General features: G+C 57.7%; 23 protein-coding genes and 1 pseudogene. 12 read left to right on the forward strand and 12 right to left on the reverse strand.

The features are described from left to right. Window positions 1-9: 9 nt before the first annotated feature. The 5 genes and pseudogenes from ssuB to ssuE all read right to left on the reverse strand — a co-directional run bounded on the left by ssuB (window position 10) and on the right by ssuE (window position 4,254). A complete protein-coding gene (ssuB, locus tag ABLU95_RS11610; protein WP_023289039.1) occupies window positions 10-783 on the reverse strand; it encodes an aliphatic sulfonates ABC transporter ATP-binding protein in 774 nt (257 codons plus the stop codon). After that, on the reverse strand, window positions 780-1,571 hold the full coding sequence (gene ssuC / locus ABLU95_RS11615; protein WP_004201413.1) for an aliphatic sulfonate ABC transporter permease SsuC: 792 nt from the start codon (window positions 1,569-1,571) through the stop codon (window positions 780-782). The genes ssuB and ssuC overlap by 4 nt, the downstream gene beginning before the upstream one ends. 10 nt (window positions 1,572-1,581) lie before the next feature. Next, complete coding sequence (gene ssuD, locus ABLU95_RS11620; protein WP_023289041.1) at window positions 1,582-2,727, reverse strand: FMNH2-dependent alkanesulfonate monooxygenase; 1,146 nt, start codon at window positions 2,725-2,727, stop codon at window positions 1,582-1,584. Then, window positions 2,687-3,686 (reverse strand): annotated as a pseudogene (locus tag ABLU95_RS11625) (sulfonate ABC transporter substrate-binding protein). The gene ssuD and the pseudogene ABLU95_RS11625 overlap by 41 nt, the downstream one beginning before the upstream one ends. After that, complete coding sequence (ssuE, locus tag ABLU95_RS11630; RefSeq protein WP_004201416.1) at window positions 3,679-4,254, reverse strand: NADPH-dependent FMN reductase; 576 nt, start codon at window positions 4,252-4,254, stop codon at window positions 3,679-3,681. Before ssuE ends, ABLU95_RS11625 begins: the two are co-directional and overlap by 8 nt. A gap of 249 nt (window positions 4,255-4,503) precedes the next feature. Here ssuE and pyrD point away from each other — a divergent pair, with 249 nt between their 5' ends. Both pyrD and zapC read left to right on the forward strand, forming a co-directional pair. Beyond that, window positions 4,504-5,514, forward strand: a complete 1,011-nt coding sequence (pyrD, locus tag ABLU95_RS11635) for a quinone-dependent dihydroorotate dehydrogenase (RefSeq protein WP_087849031.1) — start codon at window positions 4,504-4,506, stop codon at window positions 5,512-5,514. 169 nt (window positions 5,515-5,683) lie between these two features. Beyond that, entirely contained in the window at window positions 5,684-6,226 is a 543-nt protein-coding gene (zapC, locus tag ABLU95_RS11640; protein WP_023289043.1) for a cell division protein ZapC, read from the forward strand. Here zapC and ABLU95_RS11645 read toward each other — a convergent pair. After that, window positions 6,223-7,332 (reverse strand): YcbX family protein, encoded by a 1,110-nt coding sequence (locus ABLU95_RS11645; protein ID WP_172740211.1) that lies wholly within the window; start codon window positions 7,330-7,332, stop codon window positions 6,223-6,225. The genes zapC and ABLU95_RS11645 overlap by 4 nt on opposite strands. 99 nt (window positions 7,333-7,431) lie before the next feature. On the opposite strand from ABLU95_RS11645, the gene rlmKL reads away from it, so the two are divergent. From rlmKL to rmf, 6 genes are all read left to right on the forward strand, one after another. Further along, the gene (gene rlmKL, locus ABLU95_RS11650) at window positions 7,432-9,537 is read left to right on the forward strand and encodes a bifunctional 23S rRNA (guanine(2069)-N(7))-methyltransferase RlmK/23S rRNA (guanine(2445)-N(2))-methyltransferase RlmL (RefSeq protein WP_023289045.1); all 2,106 of its coding nucleotides are present in this window, start codon (window positions 7,432-7,434) and stop codon (window positions 9,535-9,537) included. Window positions 9,538-9,549: 12 nt separating this feature from the next. After that, window positions 9,550-11,457 carry an ABC transporter ATP-binding protein gene (locus tag ABLU95_RS11655; protein WP_023289046.1) on the forward strand — a complete coding sequence of 636 codons (1,908 nt, stop codon included), beginning with the start codon at window positions 9,550-9,552 and terminating at the stop codon, window positions 11,455-11,457. A 14-nt stretch (window positions 11,458-11,471) separates the two neighbouring features. Beyond that, entirely contained in the window at window positions 11,472-12,740 is a 1,269-nt protein-coding gene (gene pqiA, locus ABLU95_RS11660) for a membrane integrity-associated transporter subunit PqiA (protein ID WP_023289047.1), read from the forward strand. Then, a complete protein-coding gene (pqiB, locus tag ABLU95_RS11665; protein WP_023289048.1) occupies window positions 12,730-14,367 on the forward strand; it encodes an intermembrane transport protein PqiB in 1,638 nt (545 codons plus the stop codon). The genes pqiA and pqiB overlap by 11 nt, the downstream gene beginning before the upstream one ends. Next, window positions 14,367-14,930 (forward strand): membrane integrity-associated transporter subunit PqiC, encoded by a 564-nt coding sequence (gene pqiC, locus ABLU95_RS11670; RefSeq protein ID WP_032455285.1) that lies wholly within the window; start codon window positions 14,367-14,369, stop codon window positions 14,928-14,930. Before pqiB ends, pqiC begins: the two co-directional genes overlap by 1 nt. 252 nt (window positions 14,931-15,182) lie before the next feature. Beyond that, entirely contained in the window at window positions 15,183-15,350 is a 168-nt protein-coding gene (gene rmf, locus ABLU95_RS11675; protein ID WP_002898396.1) for a ribosome modulation factor, read from the forward strand. 68 nt (window positions 15,351-15,418) lie between these two features. Here rmf and fabA read toward each other — a convergent pair whose 3' ends face one another. Both fabA and ABLU95_RS11685 read right to left on the reverse strand, forming a co-directional pair. Then, on the reverse strand, window positions 15,419-15,937 hold the full coding sequence (gene fabA, locus ABLU95_RS11680; RefSeq protein WP_004201428.1) for a bifunctional 3-hydroxydecanoyl-ACP dehydratase/trans-2-decenoyl-ACP isomerase: 519 nt from the start codon (window positions 15,935-15,937) through the stop codon (window positions 15,419-15,421). 69 nt (window positions 15,938-16,006) lie between these two features. Next, the gene (locus ABLU95_RS11685) at window positions 16,007-17,764 is read right to left on the reverse strand and encodes a Lon protease family protein (RefSeq protein ID WP_086075740.1); all 1,758 of its coding nucleotides are present in this window, start codon (window positions 17,762-17,764) and stop codon (window positions 16,007-16,009) included. A 185-nt stretch (window positions 17,765-17,949) separates the two neighbouring features. Between ABLU95_RS11685 and matP the strand changes: the two genes are divergently transcribed. Further along, window positions 17,950-18,402, forward strand: a complete 453-nt coding sequence (gene matP, locus ABLU95_RS11690; protein ID WP_002898404.1) for a macrodomain Ter protein MatP — start codon at window positions 17,950-17,952, stop codon at window positions 18,400-18,402. A gap of 146 nt (window positions 18,403-18,548) precedes the next feature. On the opposite strand, the gene ompA is transcribed toward matP, so the two are convergent. Both ompA and sulA read right to left on the reverse strand, forming a co-directional pair. After that, entirely contained in the window at window positions 18,549-19,619 is a 1,071-nt protein-coding gene (gene ompA, locus ABLU95_RS11695) for a porin OmpA (protein WP_023289051.1), read from the reverse strand. Between the two features lie 352 nt (window positions 19,620-19,971). Further along, the gene (sulA, locus tag ABLU95_RS11700; protein WP_023289052.1) at window positions 19,972-20,481 is read right to left on the reverse strand and encodes an SOS-induced cell division inhibitor SulA; all 510 of its coding nucleotides are present in this window, start codon (window positions 20,479-20,481) and stop codon (window positions 19,972-19,974) included. Window positions 20,482-20,506: 25 nt separating this feature from the next. On the opposite strand from sulA, the gene ABLU95_RS11705 reads away from it, so the two are divergent. Both ABLU95_RS11705 and ABLU95_RS11710 read left to right on the forward strand, forming a co-directional pair. Beyond that, window positions 20,507-20,812, forward strand: coding sequence for a hypothetical protein (locus ABLU95_RS11705; protein ID WP_170927824.1), 306 nt, complete (start codon window positions 20,507-20,509; stop codon window positions 20,810-20,812). A gap of 17 nt (window positions 20,813-20,829) precedes the next feature. Next, window positions 20,830-21,426 (forward strand): TfoX/Sxy family DNA transformation protein, encoded by a 597-nt coding sequence (locus ABLU95_RS11710; protein ID WP_348879619.1) that lies wholly within the window; start codon window positions 20,830-20,832, stop codon window positions 21,424-21,426. A gap of 10 nt (window positions 21,427-21,436) precedes the next feature. Here ABLU95_RS11710 and yccS read toward each other — a convergent pair whose 3' ends face one another. Further along, complete coding sequence (gene yccS, locus ABLU95_RS11715; RefSeq protein ID WP_023289054.1) at window positions 21,437-23,572, reverse strand: YccS family putative transporter; 2,136 nt, start codon at window positions 23,570-23,572, stop codon at window positions 21,437-21,439. A gap of 17 nt (window positions 23,573-23,589) precedes the next feature. Next, window positions 23,590-24,036, reverse strand: a complete 447-nt coding sequence (locus ABLU95_RS11720; RefSeq protein ID WP_004201437.1) for a YccF domain-containing protein — start codon at window positions 24,034-24,036, stop codon at window positions 23,590-23,592. 124 nt (window positions 24,037-24,160) lie between these two features. On the opposite strand from ABLU95_RS11720, the gene helD reads away from it, so the two are divergent. Further along, complete coding sequence (gene helD, locus ABLU95_RS11725; protein ID WP_348879621.1) at window positions 24,161-26,215, forward strand: DNA helicase IV; 2,055 nt, start codon at window positions 24,161-24,163, stop codon at window positions 26,213-26,215. Window position 26,216: the final 1 nt, after the last annotated feature.

The raw sequence follows: 26,216 nt of genomic DNA on the forward strand, positions 1-26,216 counted from the left end.
GGACGTTAGTTAGCCATGACTAAACAAACGCGGTGCGCTCTCGCTCTTGCCGCGTTTCATCACCCGATCCAGCACCTCCGCCTCCAGCTCGGCCAGCTTCGCCGAACCGGTGCGCCGCGGTCGCGGAATATCCACGTTCAAATCGAGACCGATCTTCTTCTCTTCAATCAACAGCACCCGGTCGGCCATCGCCACGGCTTCGCTGACGTCGTGGGTCACCAGCAGGACCGTAAAGCCATGCTCCTGCCACAGGGAGACGATCAGCTCCTGCATCTCCAGACGGGTGAGGGCGTCCAGCGCCCCCAGCGGCTCGTCCAGTAGCAGCAGGCGCGGGCGATGGATCAGCGCGCGGGCCAGCGCAACGCGCTGCTTCTGCCCGCCCGATAGCGCCGCCGGCCACTCCTGCGCGCGGCTCTCGAGTCCGACGCTGGCCAACGCCTGCAGGGCGGCGTCGCGCCAGGCGCCTTTTAACCCCAGCCCCACGTTATCAATCACCGTTTTCCACGGCAGCAGGCGCGCATCCTGAAACATCATCCGGGTGTCGTCCTGGATCGCCGCCAGCGGCGTCGCGCCTGCCAGCAGCTCGCCGGCATTCGGCTTTTCCAGGCCCGCCAGCAGGCGCAGCAGGGTGCTTTTGCCGCCGCCGCTGCGGCCCACCACCGCCACAAACTGGCCGCTGGGGATATGCAGATCCAGCTCGTTAAGAATGGTGTTGTCGCCATAGCGTTTAGTCACCCCGTTCAGCAGCAGCGGGATACCTGGGTTCAGACGGGCAGTGTTCATGCGTTAGCCTCCTGAAGATGATACGCCGGGTTCCAGCGCAGCCAGAGCCGCTCCAGCAGCTGGGCGCTGACGTCGGCCAGTTTGCCAAGAATGGCGTAAAGAATGATGGCGACCACCACCACGTCGGTTTGCAGGAATTCACGGGCATTCATCGCCAGGTAGCCGATACCGGCGTTCGCCGAAATGGTTTCGGCGACAATAAGCGTCAGCCACATCAGACCGAGGGCAAAACGCACGCCGACCATAATCGAGGGCAGGGCGCCGGGTAAAATCACGTGACGGAAAAGAGCAAAGCCGGATAAACCATAGCTGCGCGCCATCTCCACCAGCCCACGGTCGATATTGCGGATCCCGTGCCAGGTATTGATATAGATCGGGAACAGGGTGCCCAGCGATACGAGGAAGATCTTGGCGGTCTCATCGATACCGAACCACAAGATCACCAGTGGGATCAGCGCCAGGTGCGGCACATTGCGCAGCATCTGGATCGACGTGTCCAGCAGGCGCTCGCCCCAGCGTGACAGACCGCTGATCAGGCCGAGCACCAGTCCAATGGAACCGCCGATGGCGAAGCCGACCAGCGCCCGCCACGAGCTAATGGCCAGATGCTGCCACAGCTCACCGCTGGCCGAGAGCGTCCAGAACGCTTTCAATACGCCCTCCGGCGAGGGCAGCACCCGCGTCGACAGCCAGCCGACGGACGACGCCAGCTGCCAGACAATGACCGTTCCCACCGGCAGCAGCCAGGGGGCGAGGCGTAACAATAGGGGATGGGTTGATTTTGCCATCAGTGCCTCCTCAGCTCTGCGCCACTTTACGCGGGATAAACTCGTTAGCGACGGCTTCCCCCTGCAGACGCAGGTTGTGCGGCTGCGGAACAGACGGCACCGCGACGTCGAGCAGCGGGAACAGCAGCTCGCCGACCCGATACGCCTCTTCCAGATGCGGATAGCCGGAGAAGATAAAGCTATCGATACCCAGCGCGGCGTATTCATTGATCCGTTCGGCAACGGTAGCGGCATCGCCCACCAGCGCGGTCCCGGCGCCGCCGCGCGCTAAACCGACGCCAGCCCACAGGTTGGGGCTGATTTCCAGCTTATCGCGTCGACCATTGTGCAGCGCCGCCATCCGCTGCTGGCCGACGGAGTCGGTTCTGGCGAAGGCCGCCTGGGCGCGGGCGATAGTCTCATCATCCAGATGGGAGATAAGGCTGTCCGCCGCCTGCCAGGCTTCCTCATTGGTTTCCCGCACGATCACGTGCAGGCGGATGCCAAACCGCACCCGGCGACCGTGCCGGGCGGCTTTCTCCCGCACCTGAGCTATCTTCTCTGCCACCTGGGCCGGCGGTTCGCCCCAGGTAAGATAGAGATCGACCTGCTCAGCGGCCAGATCCTGCGCCACCTCAGACGATCCGCCGAAATAGAGCGGCGGACGCGGCTGCTGGAGCGGCGGGAACAGCAGTTTGGCGTCGCGAACGCGCTGATGCTTGCCGTTAAAGGTGACAGTCTCCCCCTCCATCAGCTTGCGCCAGATATGGGTAAATTCAGCCGAGGCCTCATAGCGCTCGGTGTGGTCGAGGAAGACACCGTCGCCTGCCAGCTCGGCGGGATCGCTGCCGGTGACCAGATTGAACAGCGCCCGGCCGTTCGACAGTCGGTCCAGGGTCGCCGCCTGGCGCGCCGCCACCGTCGGCGACACCACGCTTGGCCTCAGGGCGACAAGAAATTTCAACCGCTGCGTTACCGGGATCATCGAGGCCGCAACCAGCCAGGCATCTTCGCATGAGCGCCCGGTCGGGATCAGTACGCCAGTGAATCCCAGCCGATCCGCCGTCTGCGCGATTTGCTGCAGATAGCCGTAATCGACCGGACGGGCTCCCTCTTCGGTACCCAGATAACGACCATCACCATGGGTCGGTAAAAACCAGAACATATTCAGACTCATGATTTCGCTCCTTGTGCGGCGGCGGGCTGCCAGATGCGGGCCCGGATATCAACTTTTTTCGGCACCAGCTTGTTCTCAAAGAACAGGTCGGCCGTCTGCTGCTGGCGAGCGGCGGTTTCAGCGCTCACCGGGGTCACTGAGGTGGGGGGACGATGGTCCAGATAGCTGGCGATCACCGCTTCCGGTAATCCCATCGTTTTTGCCAGCAGCGTAATGCTTTGCGCACGCTGGCTGTGGGTCAGGGCATCGGCCTGGGTAAAGGTATCGAGTACGCCCTCAATAAAGGCGCCATTGCGTTCAGCGTAAGGGCGGGAAGCGAGATAGAAGGATCCCGTCTGTTTCAGGTCGGTTCCGTCGGTCAGCACCCGGGCGCCGCCCTGCAGCAGCGCGGCGGAGTAATACGGATCCCAGATCGCCCAGGCGTCGACATTGCCCTGCTGGAAGGCGGCGCGCGCATCGGCGGGGGCGAGATAGACCGGCTGAATGTCGCTAAACTTCAAACCTGCGAGCTGCAGGGCGCGCAGCAGCAGATTGTGGGAGCTGGAGCCTTTCTGAAAAGCGACCTTTTTCCCTTTTAGCTCAGCAACGTTATGAATCGGGCTGCCCTGCGCCACCAGAATCACTTCCGCTTTGGGCTTTGGCGGTTCCGAACCGATATACACCAGATCGGCGCCGGCCGCCTGCGCAAAGATAGGCGGAATGTCGCCAGTGCTGCCAATATCGATGCTGCCGACGTTCAGCGCCTCCAGCATCTGCGGACCGGCCGGGAATTCAATCCACGAAATATGGGTTTGCGGGTAGCGCTGCTCCAGCAGCTGATGGCTTTTCGCCAGCACCATGCTGACGCTGCCTTTCTGATAGCCGATGCGCAGGGCGTCAGGCGCCGCCGGGGCGGCATGGCCCAGGGCGGAGAACAGCAGCAGCCCGCCGAGGGTCAGAGCGCGGAGAGGATTAAGCATGTTCCACCCCACGCAGAGACGTTAACGACGGGGCGCGGCTGCTGGGGCGATGCAGCGCCTGCCAGAAGGTCTCCAGGGCTTCATCGAGGCGCCGCTGCAGGTTCGGGGTAAACTGCGGCTTGTGCTGGTAATCGGTCACCTGGCTGTCGTCAGCGAAGACGCCATGGAGGATCTCCTGAGCCTTGAGGGCATTCAGCACCGGCTTCAGGGCGTAGTCCACCGCCAGCATGTGGGCGATGGTGCCGCCGGTGGCCAGCGGCAGCACGATTTTGCCCTCCAGCGCCCGCTCAGGAAGCAGGTCGAGCAGCGTTTTCAGGGCGCCGGAAAACGAGGCTTTATACACCGGCGTGGCGATGATCAGTCCGTCAGCCCCGGCCAGCTGCTCATTGAGCGTCTGCAGCGCCGGGTTGTCAAAGCGAGCGTACAGGAGGTCTTCCGGGGCAAAGTTCTGCAGATGCCAGTGGCAGACTTCGATATCGGCGGCGGTGAGCGTCTCTCTGGCGTATTCCAGCAGGGCGCTGGAACGGGAAGGGTAACGCGGGCTGCCCGCAAGCGTAATGACGCGCATCTCTCTCTCCTTATAACTAAATGTTTGCATTTATCTATAATTGATAACATTTGTAGTGAGTGTGACAGAGGGCCATTCTTTCCCTAAATGATTTATCCACCGTTAGATAGCCGAAAAGCGCATAACGGCGCGCGGGGGAGGTAATCGTTTGCGCTGATGGGGGATTTTTTGTCGCAGGTCAATTCCCTTTCCGCAACAGATCGCACATAATACGCCCCCGGTTTGCACACCGGGAATCCAGGAGAGTTCATGTACTACCCCTTCGTTCGTAAAGCCCTTTTTCAGCTCGATCCTGAGCGCGCTCATGAAGTTACCTTTCAACAATTACGCCGTGTCACCGGGACGCCGCTGGAAATACTGGTTCGCCAGAAGGTGCCGGCCAGGCCTGTCACCTGCATGGGGCTGACCTTTAAAAACCCGCTGGGTCTGGCGGCCGGGCTGGATAAAAACGGGGAATGCATTGACGCACTGGGCGCGATGGGTTTTGGATCCATTGAGATCGGCACCGTGACGCCGCGTCCCCAGGCGGGCAACGATAAGCCAAGGATCTTCCGCCTGGTGGATGCCGAGGGGTTGATCAACCGCATGGGCTTTAATAACCATGGCGTCGATAACCTGGTTGAGAACGTGAAAAAGGCGCATTTTGACGGCGTGCTGGGCATCAATATCGGCAAAAATAAAGACACGCCGGTTGAGCACGGGAAAGATGATTATCTGATTTGTATGGAAAAAGTCTATCCCTATGCCGGCTATATCGCCATTAATATCTCCTCGCCGAATACCCCGGGGCTGCGCACGCTGCAATACGGCGAAGCGCTCGATGATTTACTCTCCGGTATTAAAAATAAGCAGCTTGAGCTGCAGCAGAAGCATCAAAAATATGTTCCGGTCGCCGTGAAGATCGCGCCGGATCTTTTGCCTGAGGAATTGATCCAGGTTGCCGATAGCCTCGTGCGTCATAATATTGATGGCGTGATTGCCACCAATACCACCCTCGATCGTTCTCTGGTTCAGGGAATGAAACATTGCGATGAGACCGGCGGACTTAGCGGTCGTCCATTACAATTAAAAAGTACCGAAATTATCCGTATGCTCTCCGCTGAGCTCAATGGCCGCTTGCCTATCATTGGCGTGGGCGGTATTGATTCCGTGATTGCCGCGCGGGAAAAAATGGCCGCCGGAGCATCGCTGGTGCAGATCTATTCCGGATTTATTTTTAAAGGTCCGCCGCTGATTAAAGAAATTGTTACCCACATCTAATCTTTTCCTCCTCTGAATCCCACCCAGGGCTTTATTTCCGGCCCTGGTTGTTTTATATTCCCTCACTGTTGCTTATTTAAACATTTTAGACTTTTCTTAATTTTAGAAAATATTCTGCGGCAAGTCGCAACAACTTTGCAGAGGCGTATGAAAGGGGACAGGGGGAAAAATGCGGATTAAACCTGACGATAACTGGCGTTGGTATTACGATGAAGAGCACGACCGCATGATGCTCGATCTGGCCAATGGCATGTTATTTCGCTCGCGCTTCGCCCGGCGCATGCTGACCCCGGACGCTTTTGCCCCATCGGGATTCTGCGTCGATGACGCCGCGCTCTATTTCTCCTTTGAAGAAAAATGCCGCGATTTCGAGTTGTCGAAAGAGCAGCGGGCGGAATTAGTCCTCAACGCATTAACCGCGATCCGTTTTCTCAAACCGCAGATGCCGAAAAGCTGGCACTTCGTCGCCCATCCCCATCACTGGCAGCCGAGCGGCGGCGACGCGGCCTGCGTCTGGCTGAGCGATACCGGGGAGCAGGTCAATTTGCTGGTGGTGGAGCCGGGCGATAACGCCGCGCTTTGTCTGCTGGCCCAGCCGGGTCTCACGCTTGCCGGCCGCGTTATGCAGCTGGGCGATGTGATTAAAATCATGAACGACAGGCTGCAGCCGGCGCAAAGCGCGGTCAGCTACAGCCTGGGGCAGGCGGTTTAAGGCGCCAGGCGCAGGGCCGTTTTCGGCACGCAGCTGCAGGCGAGAATGGTGCCATCTTCGGCGACCGCATTTTTCTTTAACGGACTCACTTCCCCTTCTTCAAGACGGATGCGGCAGCTGCCGCAGATCCCCGCCCGACACGAGTAGGGTACGCGAATGCCCTGTTGCTCCAGTTGTTCCAGCAGCACCTGCTGGTTATTGCCGGTAAATTGTTGACCCTGCCATTCAATGGCAACCGTGGCCTGCTGCTGCGCCTCGGGAGCCGGGGTATCGTCGCTTTCGCCGGCGCCGTAGGCTTTTGCCGGGCCGCGGGCGAGGATTTCCACTTCATCCCCCACCCGGATCACGCCGCTGTTACGGGCTATCAGATTCTGACCAAAGTCGACATCGCCATTATCCTGCGCGGTGCGGAAGCGCTTTAAGGTTTCCAGCGGCTCTCCGCTGGGATGTTTCTGCCCGCGCTCCGGACTGACGGTGGTAAAAATGCAGCGGCTGCACGGCTTGGCGACGTCAAATACCACCTCGCCGACGCGGATCACTTTCCAGCTGTCTTCATCCCAGGCCGCCGCGCCGGTGACCACGAGATTAGGGCGAAACTGTTCTATGCTTACGCTTGCCGGGCAGCGCTGCTGCAGGTCGCGCAGCGAGGCCTCGTTAGCCAGCAGGTAAGGGTAGCCGTCGGCGAAGGAGAGCGGTACCGCATCGTGGCGCTTCACCCGGCGGGTTAACTGTGGCCCCAGCCAGCGCAGCTGGACATCGCGATTGAAAAAGCCGCTGAGCCACTGATTAACGGCGGCGGGCGCGATAAGGGCGGTAAAATGGTTGCCCCAGACTTCTGTCGGCTCGGCCTGAGGGGCGAAATCGTTAAAACGCACCACGGCGCTGCTGCCGTCCGGTGCGGTCAGGTGAAGGCCATCATGCAGCGGCGCCGGAATAAATTTCACCATTTGCGGAAACTGACGGGCGGTAATAAAGGTGCCGTCGGTTTCAGTGACCATAAACAGGCGATCGAAGGCCAGGCCGCTGATATCGGCAAAGGCGTGGGTCAGGCCCATGCCGCGCATGGATTTAACGGGATGAATAAAAAGACGCGAGAGCGTTACCATACGCTGCCTCCGGGTTCCAAAAATAAGCCTATAACTTTATGACATAGGGCACATATTGGCTATAATGCGCACCAATTTTCTTTAAGTAAAAGTGACGATATGAATTCTCTGTTTGCCAGTACGGCTCGTGGGCTGGAAGAGCTGTTAAAAACTGAACTGGAAGGGCTTGGCGCGACGGACTGCCAGGTAGTCCAGGGCGGGGTCCATTTTCAGGGGGATACGCGCCTGCTGTATCAAAGCCTGATGTGGAGCCGGCTGGCTTCGCGCATCATGCTGCCGCTGGGCGAGTGTCGCGTATACAGCGATCTGGATCTGTACCTCGGCGTACAGGCCATTCCGTGGACGGAGATGTTCAACCCTGGCGCCACCTTCGCGGTGCATTTTAGCGGTCTCAATGAGGAGATCCGCAACAGCCAGTACGGTGCGCTGAAGGTCAAAGACGCCATTGTCGACAGCTTCACCCGTAAGAACCTGCCGCGCCCGAACGTCGATCGTGAGTCGCCCGATCTGCGGATCAACGTCTGGCTGAACAAAGAGACGGCGCACATCTCGCTGGATCTGAGCGGCGAAGGCCTGCACCTGCGCGGCTACCGCGATGGCACCGGTATGGCGCCGATCAAAGAAAACCTCGCGGCGGCGATCGTGATGCGCTCCGGCTGGGTGCCGGGCACTCCGCTGCTCGATCCGATGTGCGGCTCCGGTACCCTGCTGATTGAGGCGGCGATGCTGGCGACCGACCGCGCGCCGGGCCTGCACCGCGGCCACTGGGGCTTTGGCGGCTGGGCGCAGCACGACGACGCCATCTGGAAAGAAGTGAAAGCGGAAGCGCAAACGCGCGCCCGTCAGGGGCTGGCGGCATATGGGTCACGCTTCTATGGCTCGGATGTCGACGAACGCGTCATTGACCGCGCCCGTCGCAACGCCCGTCGGGCCGGCATCGGCGAGCTGATCGATTTTGAAGTCAAAGACGTCGCCCAGTTGAATAATCCGCTACCGAAAGGCCCGTACGGCACCGTGATCAGCAACCCGCCGTACGGCGAGCGTCTGGAAAGCGAGCCGGCACTGATCGCCCTGCACAGCCTGCTGGGCCGGATCATGAAAAGTCAGTTTGGCGGCTGGAACCTGTCGGTGTTCAGCGCCTCGCCGGAGCTGTTAAGCTGCCTGCAGCTGCGCGCCGACAAACAGTTTAAAGCCAAGAACGGCCCGCTGGACTGCGTACAGAAGAATTATCACCTGGCGGAGAGCGAAGGCGGCAAGCCGGCGATGCTGGCGGAAGATTTTGCTAACCGTCTGCGTAAGAACCTGAAGAAGTTTGAAAAATGGGCCCGTCAGGAAGGCATTGAATGCTATCGCCTGTACGATGCTGACCTGCCGGAATATAACGTGGCCATCGACCGCTACGCCGACTGGGTGGTGGTCCAGGAATATGCCCCGCCGAAAACCGTCGATGCGCACAAAGCGCGCCAGCGCCTGTTCGATATTATCGCTGCGACCATCGCCGTACTGGACATGGCGCCTAACAAGCTGGTGCTGAAGACCCGCGAGCGGCAGAAGGGGAAAAACCAGTACCAGAAGATGGCGGAGAAGGGCGACTTTATCGAGGTGCAGGAGTACAACGCGCGCCTGTGGGTCAACCTCACCGACTACCTGGATACCGGTCTGTTCCTCGACCACCGTATCGCCCGTCGCATGCTCGGCCAGATGAGCAAAGGCAAGGACTTCCTGAACCTGTTCTCTTATACCGGCAGCGCCAGCGTCCACGCCGGTCTCGGCGGCGCGCGCTCCACCACCACGGTGGATATGTCGCGCACCTACCTGGAGTGGGCGGAACGCAACCTGCGTCTCAATGGCCTGACCGGCCGCGCGCATCGCCTGATGCAGGCGGACGTGCTGGGCTGGCTGCGGGAGAGCACCGAGCAGTTCGATCTGATCTTTATCGATCCGCCGACCTTCTCCAACTCCAAACGAATGGAAGATGCTTTCGACGTCCAGCGCGATCACATTCGCCTGATGACCGATCTGAAACGTCTGCTGCGTAAAGGCGGCACCATTATGTTCTCGAATAACAAACGCGGTTTCCGTATGGATCATGACGGGCTGGCGGCGCTTGGCCTGAAGGCGCAAGAAATTTCGCAAAAAACGCTGTCGCAGGATTTTGCCCGCAACCGTCAGATCCACAACTGCTGGCTGATTACCGCAGCCTGAAAGGAATAAAGAATGTCACTGATTAGTATGCACGGCGCCTGGCTTTCCTTCAGCGATGCGCCGCTGCTGGATAATGCCGAGCTGCATATCGAAGATAACGAACGCGTCTGCCTCGTCGGACGCAACGGCGCCGGTAAATCGACCCTGATGAAGATCCTCAACCGCGAGCAGGGGCTGGATGACGGGCGCATTATTTATGAACAGGATCTGATTGTGGCGCGTCTGCAGCAGGATCCGCCGCGCAATGTCGCCGGTACGGTGTACGATTTTGTCGCGGAAGGCATCGCCGAGCAGGCGGCTTATCTGAAGGCCTATCATGACGTGTCGCATCAGGTCATGACCGATCCGAGCGACAAAAATTTAAATGAACTGGCGCGCCTGCAGGAGCAGCTCGATAACCTGGGGCTGTGGCAGCTGGACAGCCGCATTAACGAAGTGATTGAGCAGCTTGGTCTCGACGCCAACGCGCAGCTGGCATCCCTGTCCGGCGGCTGGCTGCGTAAAGCGGCGCTGGGCCGCGCGCTGGTCAGCGGGCCGCGCGTGCTGCTGCTCGATGAACCCACCAACCACCTGGATATCGAAACCATCGACTGGCTGGAAGGTTTCCTCAAAACCTTTAAAGGCACCATTATCTTTATTTCGCACGACCGTTCCTTTATCCGCAATATGGCGACGCGCATCGTCGACCTCGATCGCGGCAAGCTGGTGACCTACCCGGGCGATTACGATCAGTATCTGCTGGATAAAGAGGAAGCCCTGCGGGTTGAAGAGCTGCAGAATGCGGAATTCGACCGCAAGCTGGCCCAGGAAGAGGTATGGATCCGCCAGGGGATCAAAGCGCGCCGCACGCGTAACGAAGGCCGCGTTCGCGCCCTGAAGGCGATGCGTCGCGAGCGCGGGGAGCGCCGGGAAGTGATGGGCAGCGCCAGAATGCAGGTTGAAGAGGCTTCGCGCTCCGGCAAAATCGTGTTCGAAATGGAGAACGTCAACTACCAGGTTGATGGCAAAGTGCTGGTGAAAGATTTCTCCGCGCAGATCCAGCGCGGCGACAAGATTGCCCTGATTGGCCCCAACGGCTGCGGGAAAACCACGCTGCTGAAGCTGATGCTTGGCCAGCTGCAGGCCGACAGCGGGCGGATCCACGTCGGCACTAAACTGGAAGTCGCCTACTTCGACCAGCACCGCGCAGAGCTGGATCCGGATCGGACGGTGATGGATAACCTCGCGGAAGGTAAGCAAGAGGTGATGGTTAACGGTAAGCCGCGCCATGTGCTGGGCTACCTGCAGGACTTCCTGTTCCATCCCAAACGGGCGATGACCCCGGTGCGCGCGCTCTCCGGCGGGGAACGTAACCGCCTGCTGCTGGCGCGTCTGTTCCTGAAACCCAGCAACTTATTGATTCTCGATGAACCGACAAACGACCTGGATGTCGAAACGCTGGAGCTGCTGGAAGAGCTGATCGATGGCTATCAGGGCACCGTGATGCTGGTAAGCCACGATCGTCAGTTCGTGGATAACACCGTAACCGAATGCTGGATCTTCGAAGGCGGCGGTCGCATCGGCCAGTACATCGGCGGCTATCACGATGCCCGCGGCCAGCAGGCCCAGTCGTTGGCGCAGAAGCAGCCGGCAGCGAAAAAAACGATGGAAGTCGCTCAGCCAAAAGCAGAAACTGTCAAACGCGGTGGGAACAAACTAAGCTATAACCTGCAGCGCGAGCTGGAACAGCTGCCGCAGAAGCTGGAAGCTCTCGAGGCCGAACTGCAGACGCTGCAGGAACAGGTTGCCGATCCCGACTTCTTTGGACAACCGCACGATCGCACGCAGCAGGTGCTGGCAAAGCTGGCCGAAGCGGAACAGGCGCTGGAAGCAGCCTTTGAACGCTGGGAATATCTCGAAGGATTAAAGAACGGCGCCTGAGCCGAGGAGTTGTCATGTGCGATCATCATCATGCTGCGCGACATATTTTATGTCCCCAATGTGATTTGCTGGTGGCTTTGCCGCAGCTGGAGCATCGCCAGAAAGCCGCTTGTCCGCGCTGCGGTACAACGTTAACTACTACGTGGGACGCGCCTCGCCAGCGTCCCACGGCTTACGCGTTGGTCGCGCTGTTTATGCTGCTGTTGGCCAACCTGTTTCCATTTATCTATATGAAAGTGGGCGGGATCAGCAGCGAAATAGAGCTGTTGGAAATTCCCAATGTGTTATTTACCGAGGATTACGCCAGCCTCGGCACCTTCTTTTTACTCTTTGTGCAACTGGTACCGGCCTTTTGCCTGGTCACCATTCTGCTGTTGGTCAATCGGGTCAGGATGCCCGCTGGCCTGAAAGCGTTTCTGGCGCGAATTCTGTTTCACCTGAAGACGTGGGGAATGGCGGAGATCTTTCTTGCCGGCGTGCTGGTGAGCTTCGTTAAGCTGATGGCCTATGGCGATATCGGTATCGGTCTGAGCTTTGTTCCGTGGTGCATGTTTTGTCTGCTGCAGTTACGCACTTTCCAGTGCGTCGACCGCCGCTGGCTGTGGGATGATATTGCCCCCATGCCAGCCATTAGCCAACCGCTGAAGGTCGGAGTGGCCGGCATCCGCCAGGGGCTGCGCTCCTGCGCCTGCTGCACGGCGGTGTTACCCGTCGACCAGACGGTCTGCCCGCGCTGTCATAGTAAAGGAACGGCGCGGCGTAAAAACAGCCTGCAGTGGACGCTGGCCCTGCTGGTGACCTCATTTATCCTCTATCTCCCCGCCAATATTATGCCGATCATGATCACCGATCTGCTGGGCGATAAAATGCCGTCAACCATCATGGCCGGGGTAATTTTACTGTGGAGCGAGGGGTCTTATCCGGTGGCGCTGGTGATTTTTATTGCCAGTATTATGGTGCCGACGCTAAAGATGATCGCTATCGCCTGGCTGTGCTGGAATGCCAATGGCAACGGTGCGCGTGATTCGGAACGCATGCATCTGATCTATGAAGTGGTGGAATTTGTTGGCCGCTGGTCAATGATTGATGTTTTTGTCATCGCCGTACTCTCTGCGCTGGTGCGCATGGGAGGGTTGATGAATATCTATCCCGCCATCGGCGCGGTTATGTTTGCGCTGGTGGTGGTGATGACCATGTTTTCAGCCATGACGTTTGATCCCCGTTTACTGTGGGATCGTGAGCCAGATTCAAGCCATGAGGAAAGACAACAACATGGAAAATAAGAGCGGAGAAGCGAAAGTGCAGAAGGTGAAGAACTGGTCACCGGTGTGGATCTTCCCTATCGTCACTGCGCTGATCGGGGCGTGGATCCTGTTTTATCATTACAGCCATCAGGGACCTGAGGTCACGCTGATCACCACGAATGCGGAGGGGATTGAAGGGGGAAAAACCCGTATCAAGAGCCGTAGCGTGGACGTTGGGGTGGTGGAGAGCGCCACGCTGACCGACGATTTAACCCACGTGGAAATCAAAGCCCGCCTCAATTCCGGGATGCAGAAATTACTGCACAACGATTCCGTCTTCTGGGTGGTGAAACCGCAGGTAGGCCGCGAGGGGATCAGTGGCCTGGGAACATTATTGTCCGGGGCCTATATTGAACTGCAGCCGGGGTCGAAAGGTACGGTGCCGGAGCAGTATCCGCTGCTTGATTCTCCGCCGCTGGCCTCGCCGGACGCCAAGGGGATCCGTATTCTGCTGGAGAGCAGCAAGGCGGGCCAGCTGTCGCCAGGCGATCCGGTGCTGTTCCGCGGCTATCGCGTGGGGTCGGTGGAAACCAGCACCTTCGACACCCAGAAACGTCGTATCACTTATCAGTTGTTCATCAATGCGCCCAATGACCGCCTGGTGACCACCAATGTCCGCTTCTGGAAGGACAGTGGGATCGCTGTCGATTTGACCTCGGCGGGGATGCGCGTCGAGATGGGCTCGCTGTCGACGCTGTTTGGCGGCGGCGTGAGCTTCGATATTCCGGAAGGACTGGATCTCGGCGAGCCGGTGGCGAATAAAACGGAATACCATCTGTTTGACGATCAGAAGAGCATCCAGGATTCGGTCTTTACCGAACATATTGACTATGTGATGTTCTTCAAAGACTCAGTTCGCGGCCTGCAGCCCGGCGCGCCGGTGGAGTTCCGCGGCATCCGTCTGGGAACCGTCGGCAAAGTGCCATTCTTCATTCCCGGTCTGAAGCAGCGTTTGAACGACGACTATCGCATTCCGGTGGAAGTGCGGGTTGAACCGCAACGTCTGGTTAACCAGCTGGGCGGCGATCCGAATATTCGCGCCCACATTGACGATCTGATCAACCGCGGACTGCGCGGCTCGCTGAAAACCGGCAATCTGGTGACCGGCGCGCTGTATATCGATCTCGACTTCTATCCGAAGGCGCCGCCGCGCGGGAAAATGCAGGAGTTTAACGGCTATCCGATTATCCCGACCATCAGCGGTGGTCTGGCGCAGATCCAGCAGCGTCTGATGGATGCGCTGGATAAGATTAATAACCTGCCGCTCAATCCGTTGCTGGAGCAGGCGACGAGCACCCTGGCGCAGAGCGAGAAGACCATGCAGCACGTGCAGACCACGCTGGATAGTCTGAATAAGATCACCTCCAGCCAGTCGATGCAGCAGTTGCCTGCCGATATGCAGACGACGCTGCGCGAGCTGAACCGCAGCATGCAGGGCTTCCAGCCGGGCTCCGCGGCCTACAATAAGATGGTGGCCGATATGCAGCGTCTGGATCAGGTGCTGCGCGAGCTGCAGCCGGTCCTGAAAACGCTCAATGATAAGAGCAATGCGCTGGTATTTGAGGCGAAGGATAAAAAAGACCCACAGCCGAAGGGAGCGAAATAATGAAAAAATGGTTACTCGCGGCAACCGTATGCGTGCTGACGGCATGCAGTAGCGGCGGCGAAAGCAAAACGTATTACCAGCTGCCGGTGGCGCAGGGCGGCGCACAGCGCGCCGCCAGCCAGGGGGCACGTCTGCTGTGGGTTGAGCAGGTCAGCATCCCGGATTATCTGGCGGGTAACGGGGTGGTCTACCAGACCACCGACGTACAGTATGTGATCGCCAATAATAATCTGTGGGCCAGCCCGCTGGACCAGCAGCTGCGCACTACGCTGGTGGCGAACCTGAGCCAACAGCTGCCGGGCTGGGTAGTGTCATCCCAGCCGCTGGGTAGCGAACAGGATACGCTCAACGTCGCGGTTAACGGCTTTCACGGACGCTACGACGGGCGGGTTATCGTCAGCGGTGAGTGGCTGCTAAAGCATCAGGGGCAGCTGATCAAACGCCCGTTTAACATCGTGCTTAAGCAGGATCAGGATGGATATGATGCGATGGTCAAGACTCTGGCGCAGGCGTGGAGCCAGGAGGCGGCAGCCATTGCCAGCGAGCTTAACCGTCTGCCATAAGTAAAATTCATCACGCTGATCTGCCGCGCGGTTCATCTGAGCCGCGCGGCTTTTTTTTGTCAGGTCAGTTCGTTACCGGCCGGTGTGCCAGTTGAGCAAAAAATGAACTCTTATATAGGTCACAAATATGACAATGGCGTGAATTTTGCGCATTGACGTCGCCTTCATTTCGCGGTATTCGTAACCCGTGGCTGCACAATTTGCGACCACTGTTTTCTTTTCCACCAGATCAAAGAATGAGGGAAACGAGGCATGAAGAGACAAAAACGAGATCGCCTGGAACGGGCACATCAACGCGGATATCAGGCGGGTATCGCAGGAAGATCGAAAGAAATGTGTCCATACCAGAGCTTGAATCAACGCTCATGGTGGCTGGGAGGCTGGCGAGAAGCCATGGAGGACAGGGTACTAACGGCCTGACACTGTCTCTTTAAAAAAGAAGCCTCCGCATAGCGGGGGCTTCGCCTTTTAATCGCTGCTGAACGTTATCAGAAAGCGGAAGTATCCTGGAACAGACCCACTTTCAGATCGCTTGCGGTGTAGATCAGACGATCGTCAACCAGCACTTCTCCATCCGCAAGGCCCATAATCAGACGACGGTTAACGATGCGCTTGAAGTGGATGCGGTAGGTCACTTTTTTCGCGGTCGGCAGAACCTGGCCCGTGAATTTCACTTCGCCAACGCCCAGCGCACGGCCTTTGCCTTCGCCGCCGAGCCAGCCGAGATAGAAACCTACCAGCTGCCACATGGCATCCAGGCCCAGGCAGCCCGGCATCACCGGATCGCCGATAAAGTGGCAACCGAAGAACCACAGGTCCGGGTTGATGTCGAGTTCGGCCTCAACATAACCTTTGTCGTAGTTACCACCGGTTTCGGTCATTTTGATGACGCGGTCCATCATCAGCATGTTTGGCGCCGGCAACTGCGGGCCTTTCGCGCCGAACAGTTCACCACGACCAGAGGCAAGAAGATCTTCTTTTGTATAGGATTCGCGTTTATCTACCATGTTTTCAGTAAGCCTTATTTTAAGTTCGGGACGCAGGATAGCTAACACGTGTAAGCTGAACAAGTCCGATCAGTTAGAACTTGTCCCACCTAACCAGCGTAGCGGCCACGGAAAACGATGGCGAGTCTCCTGCTGGGTCGCCTGCGCTATCCGCTCCTGAATGGTTTGTCGCAGCGTCTGTCCTTCACCGTCCCACATCAGCTGGGTCAACATCGGCAGCGCTTCGGTAATATCGTCTATTGCCCAGATAGCAAACTGATTGTCGGCAACGGCCTGACGCAGCTCGTGGGTCAGACTAAGATGGCGAACGTTGGCGGCAGGGATAATCACGCCCTGTTTTCCGGTGAGACCGCGCTGCTGACAGATTGTGAAGAAACCTTCAATTTTTTCATTCAGTCCGCCGACCGGCTGCACACGACCAAACTGGTCGACGGAGCCGGTGATCGCGATGCTCTGATTAATCGGCACGTTGGCCAGCGCGCTGATTAAGGCGCAAAGTTCCGCCATGGAGGCGCTGTCGCCATCCACTTCACTGTAGGACTGTTCAAAGGTCAGCGAAGCGGAGAAGGGGAGTTGTTGCTCCAGCTCCAGCTCGGACATCAGAAAAGCCTGCATGATCATCATGCCTTTCGCATGGATGTTGCCGCCCAGCTCGGCTTTGCGTTCGACGTCGATAAACTCGCCGTCGCCAATGTGCACGACGCAGCTGATGCGCGAAGGTTCGCCGAAGGCGCGTGGATGACCGGGGAATTCAATGACTGAGAGGGCGTTGATCTGCCCGACGCATTCGCCTTCGGTTTCAATCAGGATCTGTTCCTGCAGGATTTCATCCTGCATACGCTCCGCCAGGTAGCCTTCACGCCACTCCCGGCGCGCCAGCATCGTCTGCATCGCTTCGCCGGTAATCTCTTCGCCTTCGCAGAAGGCGGCAGACTCACGCAGCTGGCGGGCTATCCATAGCGGGCTGAGCGGCAGGGTCTCCTGGTCGCCGGTGTAGCGCGTCCCTTCATCGATCAGCAGTGGCCAGGCATCGCTCGCCGGGCCCGGTAGCTCCAGCTGCTGCGCATTCTGCCATACCCACTGGCACCAGGCCATCAGCGTATCGGCGTCCGCAAACTGCAGGGTGTCTTCATACTCGCTATAGATAGCCTGGGCAGAGAGCTCTGGCTCCATTTCCTGGAAATCGGCCAGCGATTCGCGTTCGCCCACCAGCATGACTTTCAGGCTCAGCGGCATGGAAGGGATGCTGACCGGCAGCGGCCGTGATTCATCAATGGAGAGCCAGTCAAAGCGCTGACGGGTCACCATATTTTTCAGGCGCATCCACAGCAGCGGTTGCGCCAGTAATGCGCGTAGTGAGAGCACCAGCACGCCGCCGTTGGCCTGATGGACCAGGCCAGGCTGGAGTGTGATTTCACCATTAAACTGGCGTACGCAGCCAAACAGCTGTTCCGCCTCCAGCCAATCGGCCGCCACGACCGGAGCGGTACTGGCAAAATTATCTTCAGCGCGTTGCGCCGGCGTGAGCGTCACGTGAGCGCCGTTAACCTCATAGCGAACTCCGTGAAGCGGTGCGGCAGGCTCGTGCAGCGTGCGAGTTTCAGCCGCCAGCCATTGCAGATATTCCGGCTCCTCAGGGGCTTTCACCAACATGAAGGAGGAGACTGCCGGGGTGTACAGCAGCTGCTCAAGCGCATAGAACAACCGCGGCTGCAGATCGCCCGAGAGGGAGGGGGCCGGATGAGAGAGTTCAGCTTGAGCAAACAGCGCCTGGTAAGGTTCCAGATCAGGCGCAAGGTCGGTTCGGGTCAGTTTCGTAATGGTCAAAGTCGCTGTTTTTTAGTTAGATGTAAAGCGCGCAATTATACCTGATGCCGCGTCTGAGCACACGGAGGATTATGGCTACCCCGATGATTACCCGGCCATCCACATCACGAATAATGATTTATATTCAGCACATCAGGAAAAAACTGATATCCTGAAATGAGTTACACGGTCACATTGAGATCGCAATGAAATATCAACAACTGGAAAATCTTGAAAGCGGCTGGAAATGGAAATATCTGGTAAAGAAGCACCGGGAAGGTGAGCTGATTACCCGCTACATTGAGGCCAGCGCTGCGCAAGCTGCGGTAGATGACTTGCTGACGCTCGAGAATGAACCTGTGCTGGTGCATGCCTGGATTGAGCAGCATATGAATCCGGCGCTGATGAACCGCATGAAACAGACCATCCGTGCGCGACGGAAACGCCATTTTAACGCCGAGCATCAGCATACGCGTAAGAAGTCGATCGACCTTGAGTTTGTCGTCTGGCAGCGCCTTGCCGGTCTGGCGCAGAGGCGTGGGAAAACCTTGTCCGAAACCATCGTCCAGCTGATTGAGGATGCTGAGCATAAAGAGAAGTATGCCAGCAAAATGTCGAGCCTGAAGCACGATCTGCAGGTTCTGTTAGGTAAGGAGTAACGGGCTGCCCGTTCAGTGGTGACTAAGGCGCAGGTCGCGCCACACAGGCTACCATCCGCCTCTTACGGCCTTCAGCTTTTAGCCGCTAAAGCGAGCGAGAAGACATAAAAAAACCCGCCGAAGCGGGTTTTTTCATCAGTTATAACTTAAGCCGCAGGCTGAGTTACAACTTCTTTGTAGCCTTTAACTTCGATCTCTACACGACGATCCGGAGCCAGGCAGTCGATCAGGGCAGCGCGAGCTTTCACGTTGTCACAGGTGTTGCCAGTAACCGGGTTGGATTCACCCATGCCGCGAGCGGAGATTTTGCCAGCCGGGATGCCTTTAGCAACCAGGTAGTCAACAACGGACTGAGCACGTTTCTCAGACAGCTGCTGGTTGTAAGCTTCGGAACCGATGCGGTCGGTGTAGCCCAGAACAACAGCGGAACCGTCTTTCGGATCCATGTTGCTCAGCTGGGTGTACAGCTGATCCAGAGCCTGCTGACCTTCCGGTTTCAGGGTTGCTTTGTTGAAGTTGAACAGTACGTCAGACTTCAGGGTGAAGTGCTTGGTCGCCACTTCCGGAGCCGGAGCCGGAGCCGGAGCTACAACCGGTGCAGCATCTTCCTGACCGAAACGGTAGGAAACGCCCAGGCTCAGCATGCCGTTATCAGGACGGGTACCCACAGTGCCCGCGTCGCCGATGTTGTTAACCCACTGGTATTCCAGACGGGTAGCGATGTCACGAGTAACAGCCCACTCTACGCCGCCAGCAAATACTGGGGAAACGCCAGTGTCGTGTTCGCTACGGGAAACGCCGTTAGAAGCGTAGTTGCCTTTGGAGTCAGCGCGCCAAACCATGCCGCCCAGACGGGTGTAGATGTCCAGATCGTCAGTGATCGGGTAACCCAGTTTAGCGGTCAGCTGAACGCCCTGAGCTTTGAAAGCACCGTTGTCAACGCTGCCTTTATATGCCATACGGCCCAGCCAGTCGTAACCCATTTCGAAACCGAGGTACGGGTTAACCTGGTAACCACCGAACGCACCAGCACCGAGCTGATCGTTACGGGTCGGACCATTGTTGCCCTGGAAACCGTTACCGTAGAAACCGGTGTCGTGATACTGGGACCAACCCAGTTTACCACCTGCATACCAGGTGTTATCTTTCGGAGCGGCCTGCGCTACGGTAGCGAAGCCAGCCAGTGCCACTGCAATCGCGATAGCTGTCTTTTTCATTTTTTGCGCCTCATTATCATCCAAAATTCGCCATGAAGTTACAAAAGACCTCACGGTTAAATCCTTCACCGGGGGCGTGACTTGTTGTTAACTATGCTGATACATGCAGCGTAAGCCGATCACCCCTGGCGATGTAAAGTCTACAACTTAGTTCGAAACTTACAAGTGTGAACTCTGTCAGGCATATGAAAAAAAAGGGTTGTGTACACAATATTTAACAAATATGGTTGATTTTCGTACACGAAAAAAAGGCACAAATGCCCGTGTGGCAGGCATTCCGCGAAAAAGACCTTAAAAAACGCTGTGCCATTACTAGCGGTAAAAAAAATTCCAGGAATAATCCTAATTTCACTCAATGATACAAATTTGAGTGAATTTTTAGCCCGCTGAGTTGTCTGCCGAGCGTGCCCTGATTTCGGACCGGGCGCATGATGAATCCCATCGCGCAGCCTTCCTGGGCTGCATGCACCAGACGCTCATGTTCGTCAGCGGTTAACTCCTCCGCCAGCCAGCAGATAACCACGCTATAGTTACCGGTACGCAGGGCGCGGATCATCGAGTCTAAAGTGTGACTGGGGGAGAGCTGGCTGATTTGCATGACCTTAGACAGCGGCAGACCGGCGGACTGAACCCACTCGCGGCTAAGCTTTTGTTGCGGCGTAAGCCACAGCTGCCAGCGAGACTGTTGACCCAACTGCTGTAATAAAGGTAGCAACAACAACTGTGTCATCATGGGTTGATCTTCACGATAGACAATTTCACTGATCAGCCCATTGGCGGCCTGTTCGCCAGAACGATGAGCGTAGTGGGCTGCCGGAGCAGAGGCCTGTGCTGAACGGTTTGCATGAGCTGAAGTAAACATAGTCTATCCCGCCTGTAGTTACTGTATGCATATACAGTATATCCGCCAGGGGAAAAGATCAACCGCAATTTGTCATTTTGCTGGTGGAAATTTAATCGCTTTCAGCCATCCTGACGGTACAGGTTTGCGGCTACTCGCAACACCATCCTTAACACCGGCTAATCCTTTTTCTCCTGTCTACCAGTTGCAGCAACAGCTGCAATTTTCTGAAAGCGTCTCGCAAAACCGCATTCTGGTGGAAAAGCAGGCAAAAATCATCTTGCTGCTGTCAGGGAAGTCCCTTATGTTTTCCCTTAGCGGATCCGTTAACAACTTAAGTTTAATTACATGATTCACAAAGGAATGATCATGAGAAAACTCGTATGTCCGCGGCTCCCGCAATTTCAGGCCTGCGTCTCTCCGCTGGGTCAACTTCACTCTCGCCCCCTGTTTGGCGGCTACAGCCTGGCTATCGAAGATACCGTGTTTGCGATGGTGGCAGAGGGGAATATTTATCTAAAGGCCTGCGAGCAGAGCGCTGCCTATCGGGTAGAACACCATAATCCTTTATTGATGCTGCGCCGACACGGGCGCATCGTGCCGCTAAAGTATTATCAAATCGACGATGCCTTGTGGCGCGATGAGAAACAGCTATTCCGCTTGTCGCTGATGTCGTGGCAGAGCGCCCAGCGTGAAAAATATCGCCGCCGGTCGTCGGGACGCCTGAAGGATTTACCCAATATCAGCTTTCATATGGAATTGCAGCTGATTCACTCGGGCATTCCAGATGTGTTAGCACTACGGGCGGTGGGTGCCCGCCAGGCCTGGCTAAAGCTGCGCGAGAACAATGCTTCCCTTTCGCACAACGTCTTGCTGGCGCTGGAGGGGGCTATCGTTGGCGTTCATGCCGCCGCGCTCCCGACGCCACGGCGTCAGGAGCTTCTGGAATGGGCGTCTGCGCGCTAATGGACAACGGTTATTCCGTTTGAGCGTGTACCCGCTGCTGCAGGCGGCAGATTTCAGGCAACAGCGCCAGCAGCAGGCCAATCTGCTGTAACACCAGGGGCTCTTTACTGTCCGCGCGAGGCTCCAGATGGTGGATCCGGCTTTGCAGGCTGGTCAACGCCTTCTGCACCCGCTGTTCATCCGCTGGGGTATGATGCAGGGCATCATCCACATAGCAGACCGCATCATCGAGCAGGGCGAGGATGTCCGGCGTGGACAGTTTTTCCCGATGCGCGCCGAGAGCGGAAATGTAGCTGGTGAAGGTATGATTGAGACACAGCAGGCGAAAGGCGGTCTCGCGCTGGGCGGCATCCGCCCGTGGTTCCGTCGACAAGTTCGAGACGACGGAAGCCAGCTCAGCATCGCGGTTGTAGGCGTCACGGCGTGCGACACGGTAGGCCAGCCGGTTGTCGCGGCCCTGGTGGTACTGCTCCAGGATGGCATCCAGATAACGGCAGTTCGCGTTTAGCGCCCGGTCCAGCGCCCGCGGCAGGTTGCGGAATTTCCAGTCCGGCCAGATGAAGCTGACCGCCGCCCAGGCGATGGCGCAGCCGATCAGCGTATCAATGATGCGCGGCAGCGCGACTTCAAAACCTTCGCCAAGCAGGTTAAAGCACAGCAGCACCAGCAGCGTAATAAACATGGTGGCATGGGCGTACTGCACGTTACGAAAGGCGAAGAACAGCACGCCGGTGAGGACGATCAGCAGCAGCTGCCCTTCAACCGACGGTACCAGCAGGAGGACCGGCAGGCCGATCGCCACCCCGACCAGCGTGCCGATGATCCGCAACGCCAGGCGATGGCGGGTGGCGTTATAGTTCGGCTGGCAGACGAACAAACTGGTCAGCAGGATCCAGTAGCCGTGCTGAAGACCGGTAAACTGGATGAAGGCATAGCCGGCGCAAAGCACCAGCGACATACGCACCGCGTGGCGAAAGAGGGCTGACTCTGGTGACATATTGCGCTGCAGGCGCAGCCAGATATCGTTCAGTCCGCCGAGCCTGTCGTCGGCCAGCAGCGTCTCTGTATTACTCCCGGCGGGCGCGGTGGTTTGCACCGATTCAATCGTGGCCAGCTGAGCATCAATGGCGCGCAGATTATTGAGTAAATAGCCAAGGGCGTTGAGCTGCTCATCGGATGCGCCGCTGGCGCGTACGCGCTCAAGTGCCGCATCGAGATGCATAAACGCCCGTTCGAAATGGGCATCATGCTGATAGGGTTCGCGCAGCAGAATCGCCCGCGAGAGTTTCTGGCAGGCCTGCGCCTGCATCGAAAGCATGCGCTGGAAACGGAACATCACATCGCTGTAGCGGAACTGGTCGCGCAGGGTCTGGTACTGAATATGCGATGAGCTGGCGCGTTCATGAATATCCTGGGCCACAAAGTAATACTGCAGCGTGCGACGAGTACCACGCTGTCCCCGGTCGCCTCGTAGTCGGGTCAACAGTGAGACCTTGGTTTGGTTAAGGGTCGCCACCAGTTGGCCGTTGGCGAGGGCCAGATCGTACAGCGGCGCCTGGCTCTCATCCTCAAGGTCTGGATCAAACAGCCGGGATTTGAGCTCCAGATAGCGGGCCAGTTGCTCATAGCTACGCGCCAGGTTGTCCTGCAGTGGACGAATTGGAAAGATCAGGTGGCCGGACAACGTCAGCAGGTTGTACCACACGGCTCCCGCCAGCAGGAACAACGGCTGCAGATACCAGTGATCGTACAGCGTGACGCCGAGCATGGTGTAGATGGCGATAAGCAGGGCGCCGAAGGCAATGGTCGCATAGCGCTGTCCGAGGCCGCCAAGCAAAATAAAGCCGATGGTAGACACGGTCAGACCAAGGGCAAACAGCGGCGGCCACGGAAACAGCAGCTCCACGGAGGCGGAGGCGATAAAAAAGCAAACCAGAGTAATGGCGAGGTTGCGCAGACGGCCCGCCAGACGGTCATCAAGGTCGGTCAGCGCCGCGGCCACGACGCCGAGGGTGAGGGGGATGGTCAGTTTGACTTCGCCGATCCACCAGGGAAACAACGTCGTGCCGCAGAGCGCAATAAAAATGCGTACGTTATAAAGCCAGGCGCTGTTCCAGGTGTAGCGGCGTAGCAGGGGGCTAATCATGTCCGTGTTCCATTCGGTTACTGAAAGCGACGACGCGCATTGGCTTCGCGCGCTGCGCGCGCGGTTTCCACAGAGACGACCCGGCGACCCACCGGCCAGAGGGCGATGGCGGCGATTTTAAAATTAGCGATCCCCACCGGGATGCCAATGATAGTCAGGCATTGGGCGATGCCGCTGAAAATATGCATCAGGCACAACCACCAGCCGAAAAAAATGAACCACAGAATGTTCAGGATGGTGCCGCCGGCGTTCAGCAGGCTGTTTTGGCGACCTGGCTCGAGCTCATCAACATGAATCGCCTCGTTACCATAAGGAAATAACGAAAGGCGAGTGATTTCCCAGCAGGAACGAGTCAGCGGCAGCGTAACGATCAGCATAATGCTGACCAGGGTGGCGAGCAGCCAGCCTAAAGTGGTGGCGAAACCGCCAAGGATAAAGTTCAAAATATTCAGAATGGTACGCATAAAGCCTCGGTTTTGCCCTGTGGATAATAAGACCTGACAATTGTAACGTTTTTTTGCGCTGGAGCACCTGGTCCGGGGCGGTTAAACTGAAAAACAATCCACCCTGATTGAAAATCGACATTATATGGAACTTAAAGCGACAACATTGGGCAAACGCATGGCTCAGCATCCTTATGACAGGGTGCAGTTACTGAATGCCGGGGTAAAGGTTTCCGGCGATCGTCATGAGTATCTTATCCCTTTCAATCAGTTATTGTCAGTGCATTGTAAGCGCGGTCTGGTCTGGGGCGAACTGGAGTTTGTGCTGCCGGACGATAAAGTCGTGCGTTTGCACGGTACCGAATGGAGCGAAACGCAGCGCTTTTATCACCATTTACACACGCTCTGGCAGCAGTGGAGCACGGAAATGAGCGGTATCGCCGCCGGGGTGCTGAAGCAGCAGCTGACAGCCATCGAACGCACCCGGGCAGAAGGTAAGTGGCTGACGCGTCAGCAGGTGGCGGATGTTCAGGATAATATTCGCCATGCGTTAACCGGGCTGCCGATGCCCACCAGCCGGCTTGACGCCTTTGATAACTGCCGGGAGCTGTGGCGGGAATGTCAGCGCTGGTTAGGGGATGTTGAAGCGGCGCGTCAGGCCCATAACCAGGCCTTTACCGAGGCGATGCTGGAACAGTATCGCGGCTTTTTTGACGGCGTGGAATCCTCCCCGCTCAATCCGTCGCAGGCGCGAGCGGTGGTGAACGGCGAGCACTCCCTGCTGGTGCTGGCGGGAGCGGGCAGTGGTAAAACCTCGGTGCTGGTGGCTCGAGCGGGCTGGCTGCTGGCGCGGGGAGAAGCGGCGGCAGAGCAAATTCTGCTGCTGGCATTCGGCCGCCAGGCGGCGCAGGAGATGGATGAGCGGATCCGCGAGCGTCTGGCATCAGACGATATTACCGCCCGCACCTTCCACTCGCTGGCGCTGCATATTATCCAGCAGGGCAGCAAAAAAGTGCCCACCATCAGTAAGCTGGAAAGCGATACTGCGGCCCGCCACGCATTGCTGCTGAAAAGCTGGCAAAAGCAGTGCCAGGAGAAAAAAGCGCAGGCGAAAGGCTGGCGCCTGTGGCTGGAAGAGGAGATGGGCTGGCAACTGCCGGAGGGGGACTTCTGGCAGGATAAAAAGGTGCAGCGGCGGATGGCCAGCCGGCTTGACCGCTGGGTCAGCCTGATGCGCATGCACGGCGGCTCCCAGGCAGAGATGATCACCGGCGCGCCGGATGCGGTACGCGATCTGTTCAGTAAACGGGTGAAGCTGATGTCGCCCCTGCTGAAAGAGTGGAAGGCGGCGCTGAAGGCGGAGAATGCGGTCGATTTTTCCGGCCTGATCCATCAGGCGGTCAATATTCTCGATAAAGGCCGCTTCGTTAGCCCGTGGAAACACATTCTGGTGGATGAATTTCAGGATATTTCGCCGCAGCGAGCCTCGCTGCTGGCCGCGTTACGCCGGCAAAATAGCCAAACCACGCTCTTTGCCGTTGGCGATGACTGGCAGGCGATTTACCGGTTCAGCGGGGCGCAGCTCTCCCTGACCACCGCGTTCAACCACTACTTTGGCGAAGGAGACTGCTGTGCGCTGGATACCACCTATCGCTTTAACGGACGTATCGGCGAAATAGCCAATGGTTTTATCCAGCAGAATCCGCATCAGTTAAGCAAACCGCTGAACAGCCTGACCGCGGGAGATAAAAAGGCCGTCACGCTGTTAGCCGACGATAAGCTGGACGATCTTCTGGATAAATTGAGCGGTTACGTTAAGCCCGAGCAGCGGATCCTGCTGCTTGCCCGCTACCATCATCTGAAGCCCGAGGCGCTTGATAAAGCGGCGACGCGCTGGCCGCACCTCCAGCTTGATTTTATGACTATTCACGCCAGCAAAGGTCAGCAGGCCGACTATGTCATTGTGCTGGGACTGCAGGAGGGAGTGGATGCGTTTCCGGCTCCAGCGCGCGAGTCGATCATAGAGGAGGCGCTCCTCCCGCAACCGGAAGATTTTCCGGATGCGGAGGAACGTCGACTGCTGTACGTGGCCATAACCCGTGCCCGTCACCGGGTGTGGCTGTTATTTAACAAGGCGCAACCGTCGCCGTTTGTCGAGATCCTGCAGGCGCTGGATGTGCCTGTGGCCAGAAAGCCGTGAT

This window comes from Klebsiella sp. GG_Kp146, from assembly GCF_040061975.1.
Classification (GTDB): Bacteria; Pseudomonadota; Gammaproteobacteria; order Enterobacterales; family Enterobacteriaceae; genus Klebsiella; species Klebsiella quasipneumoniae.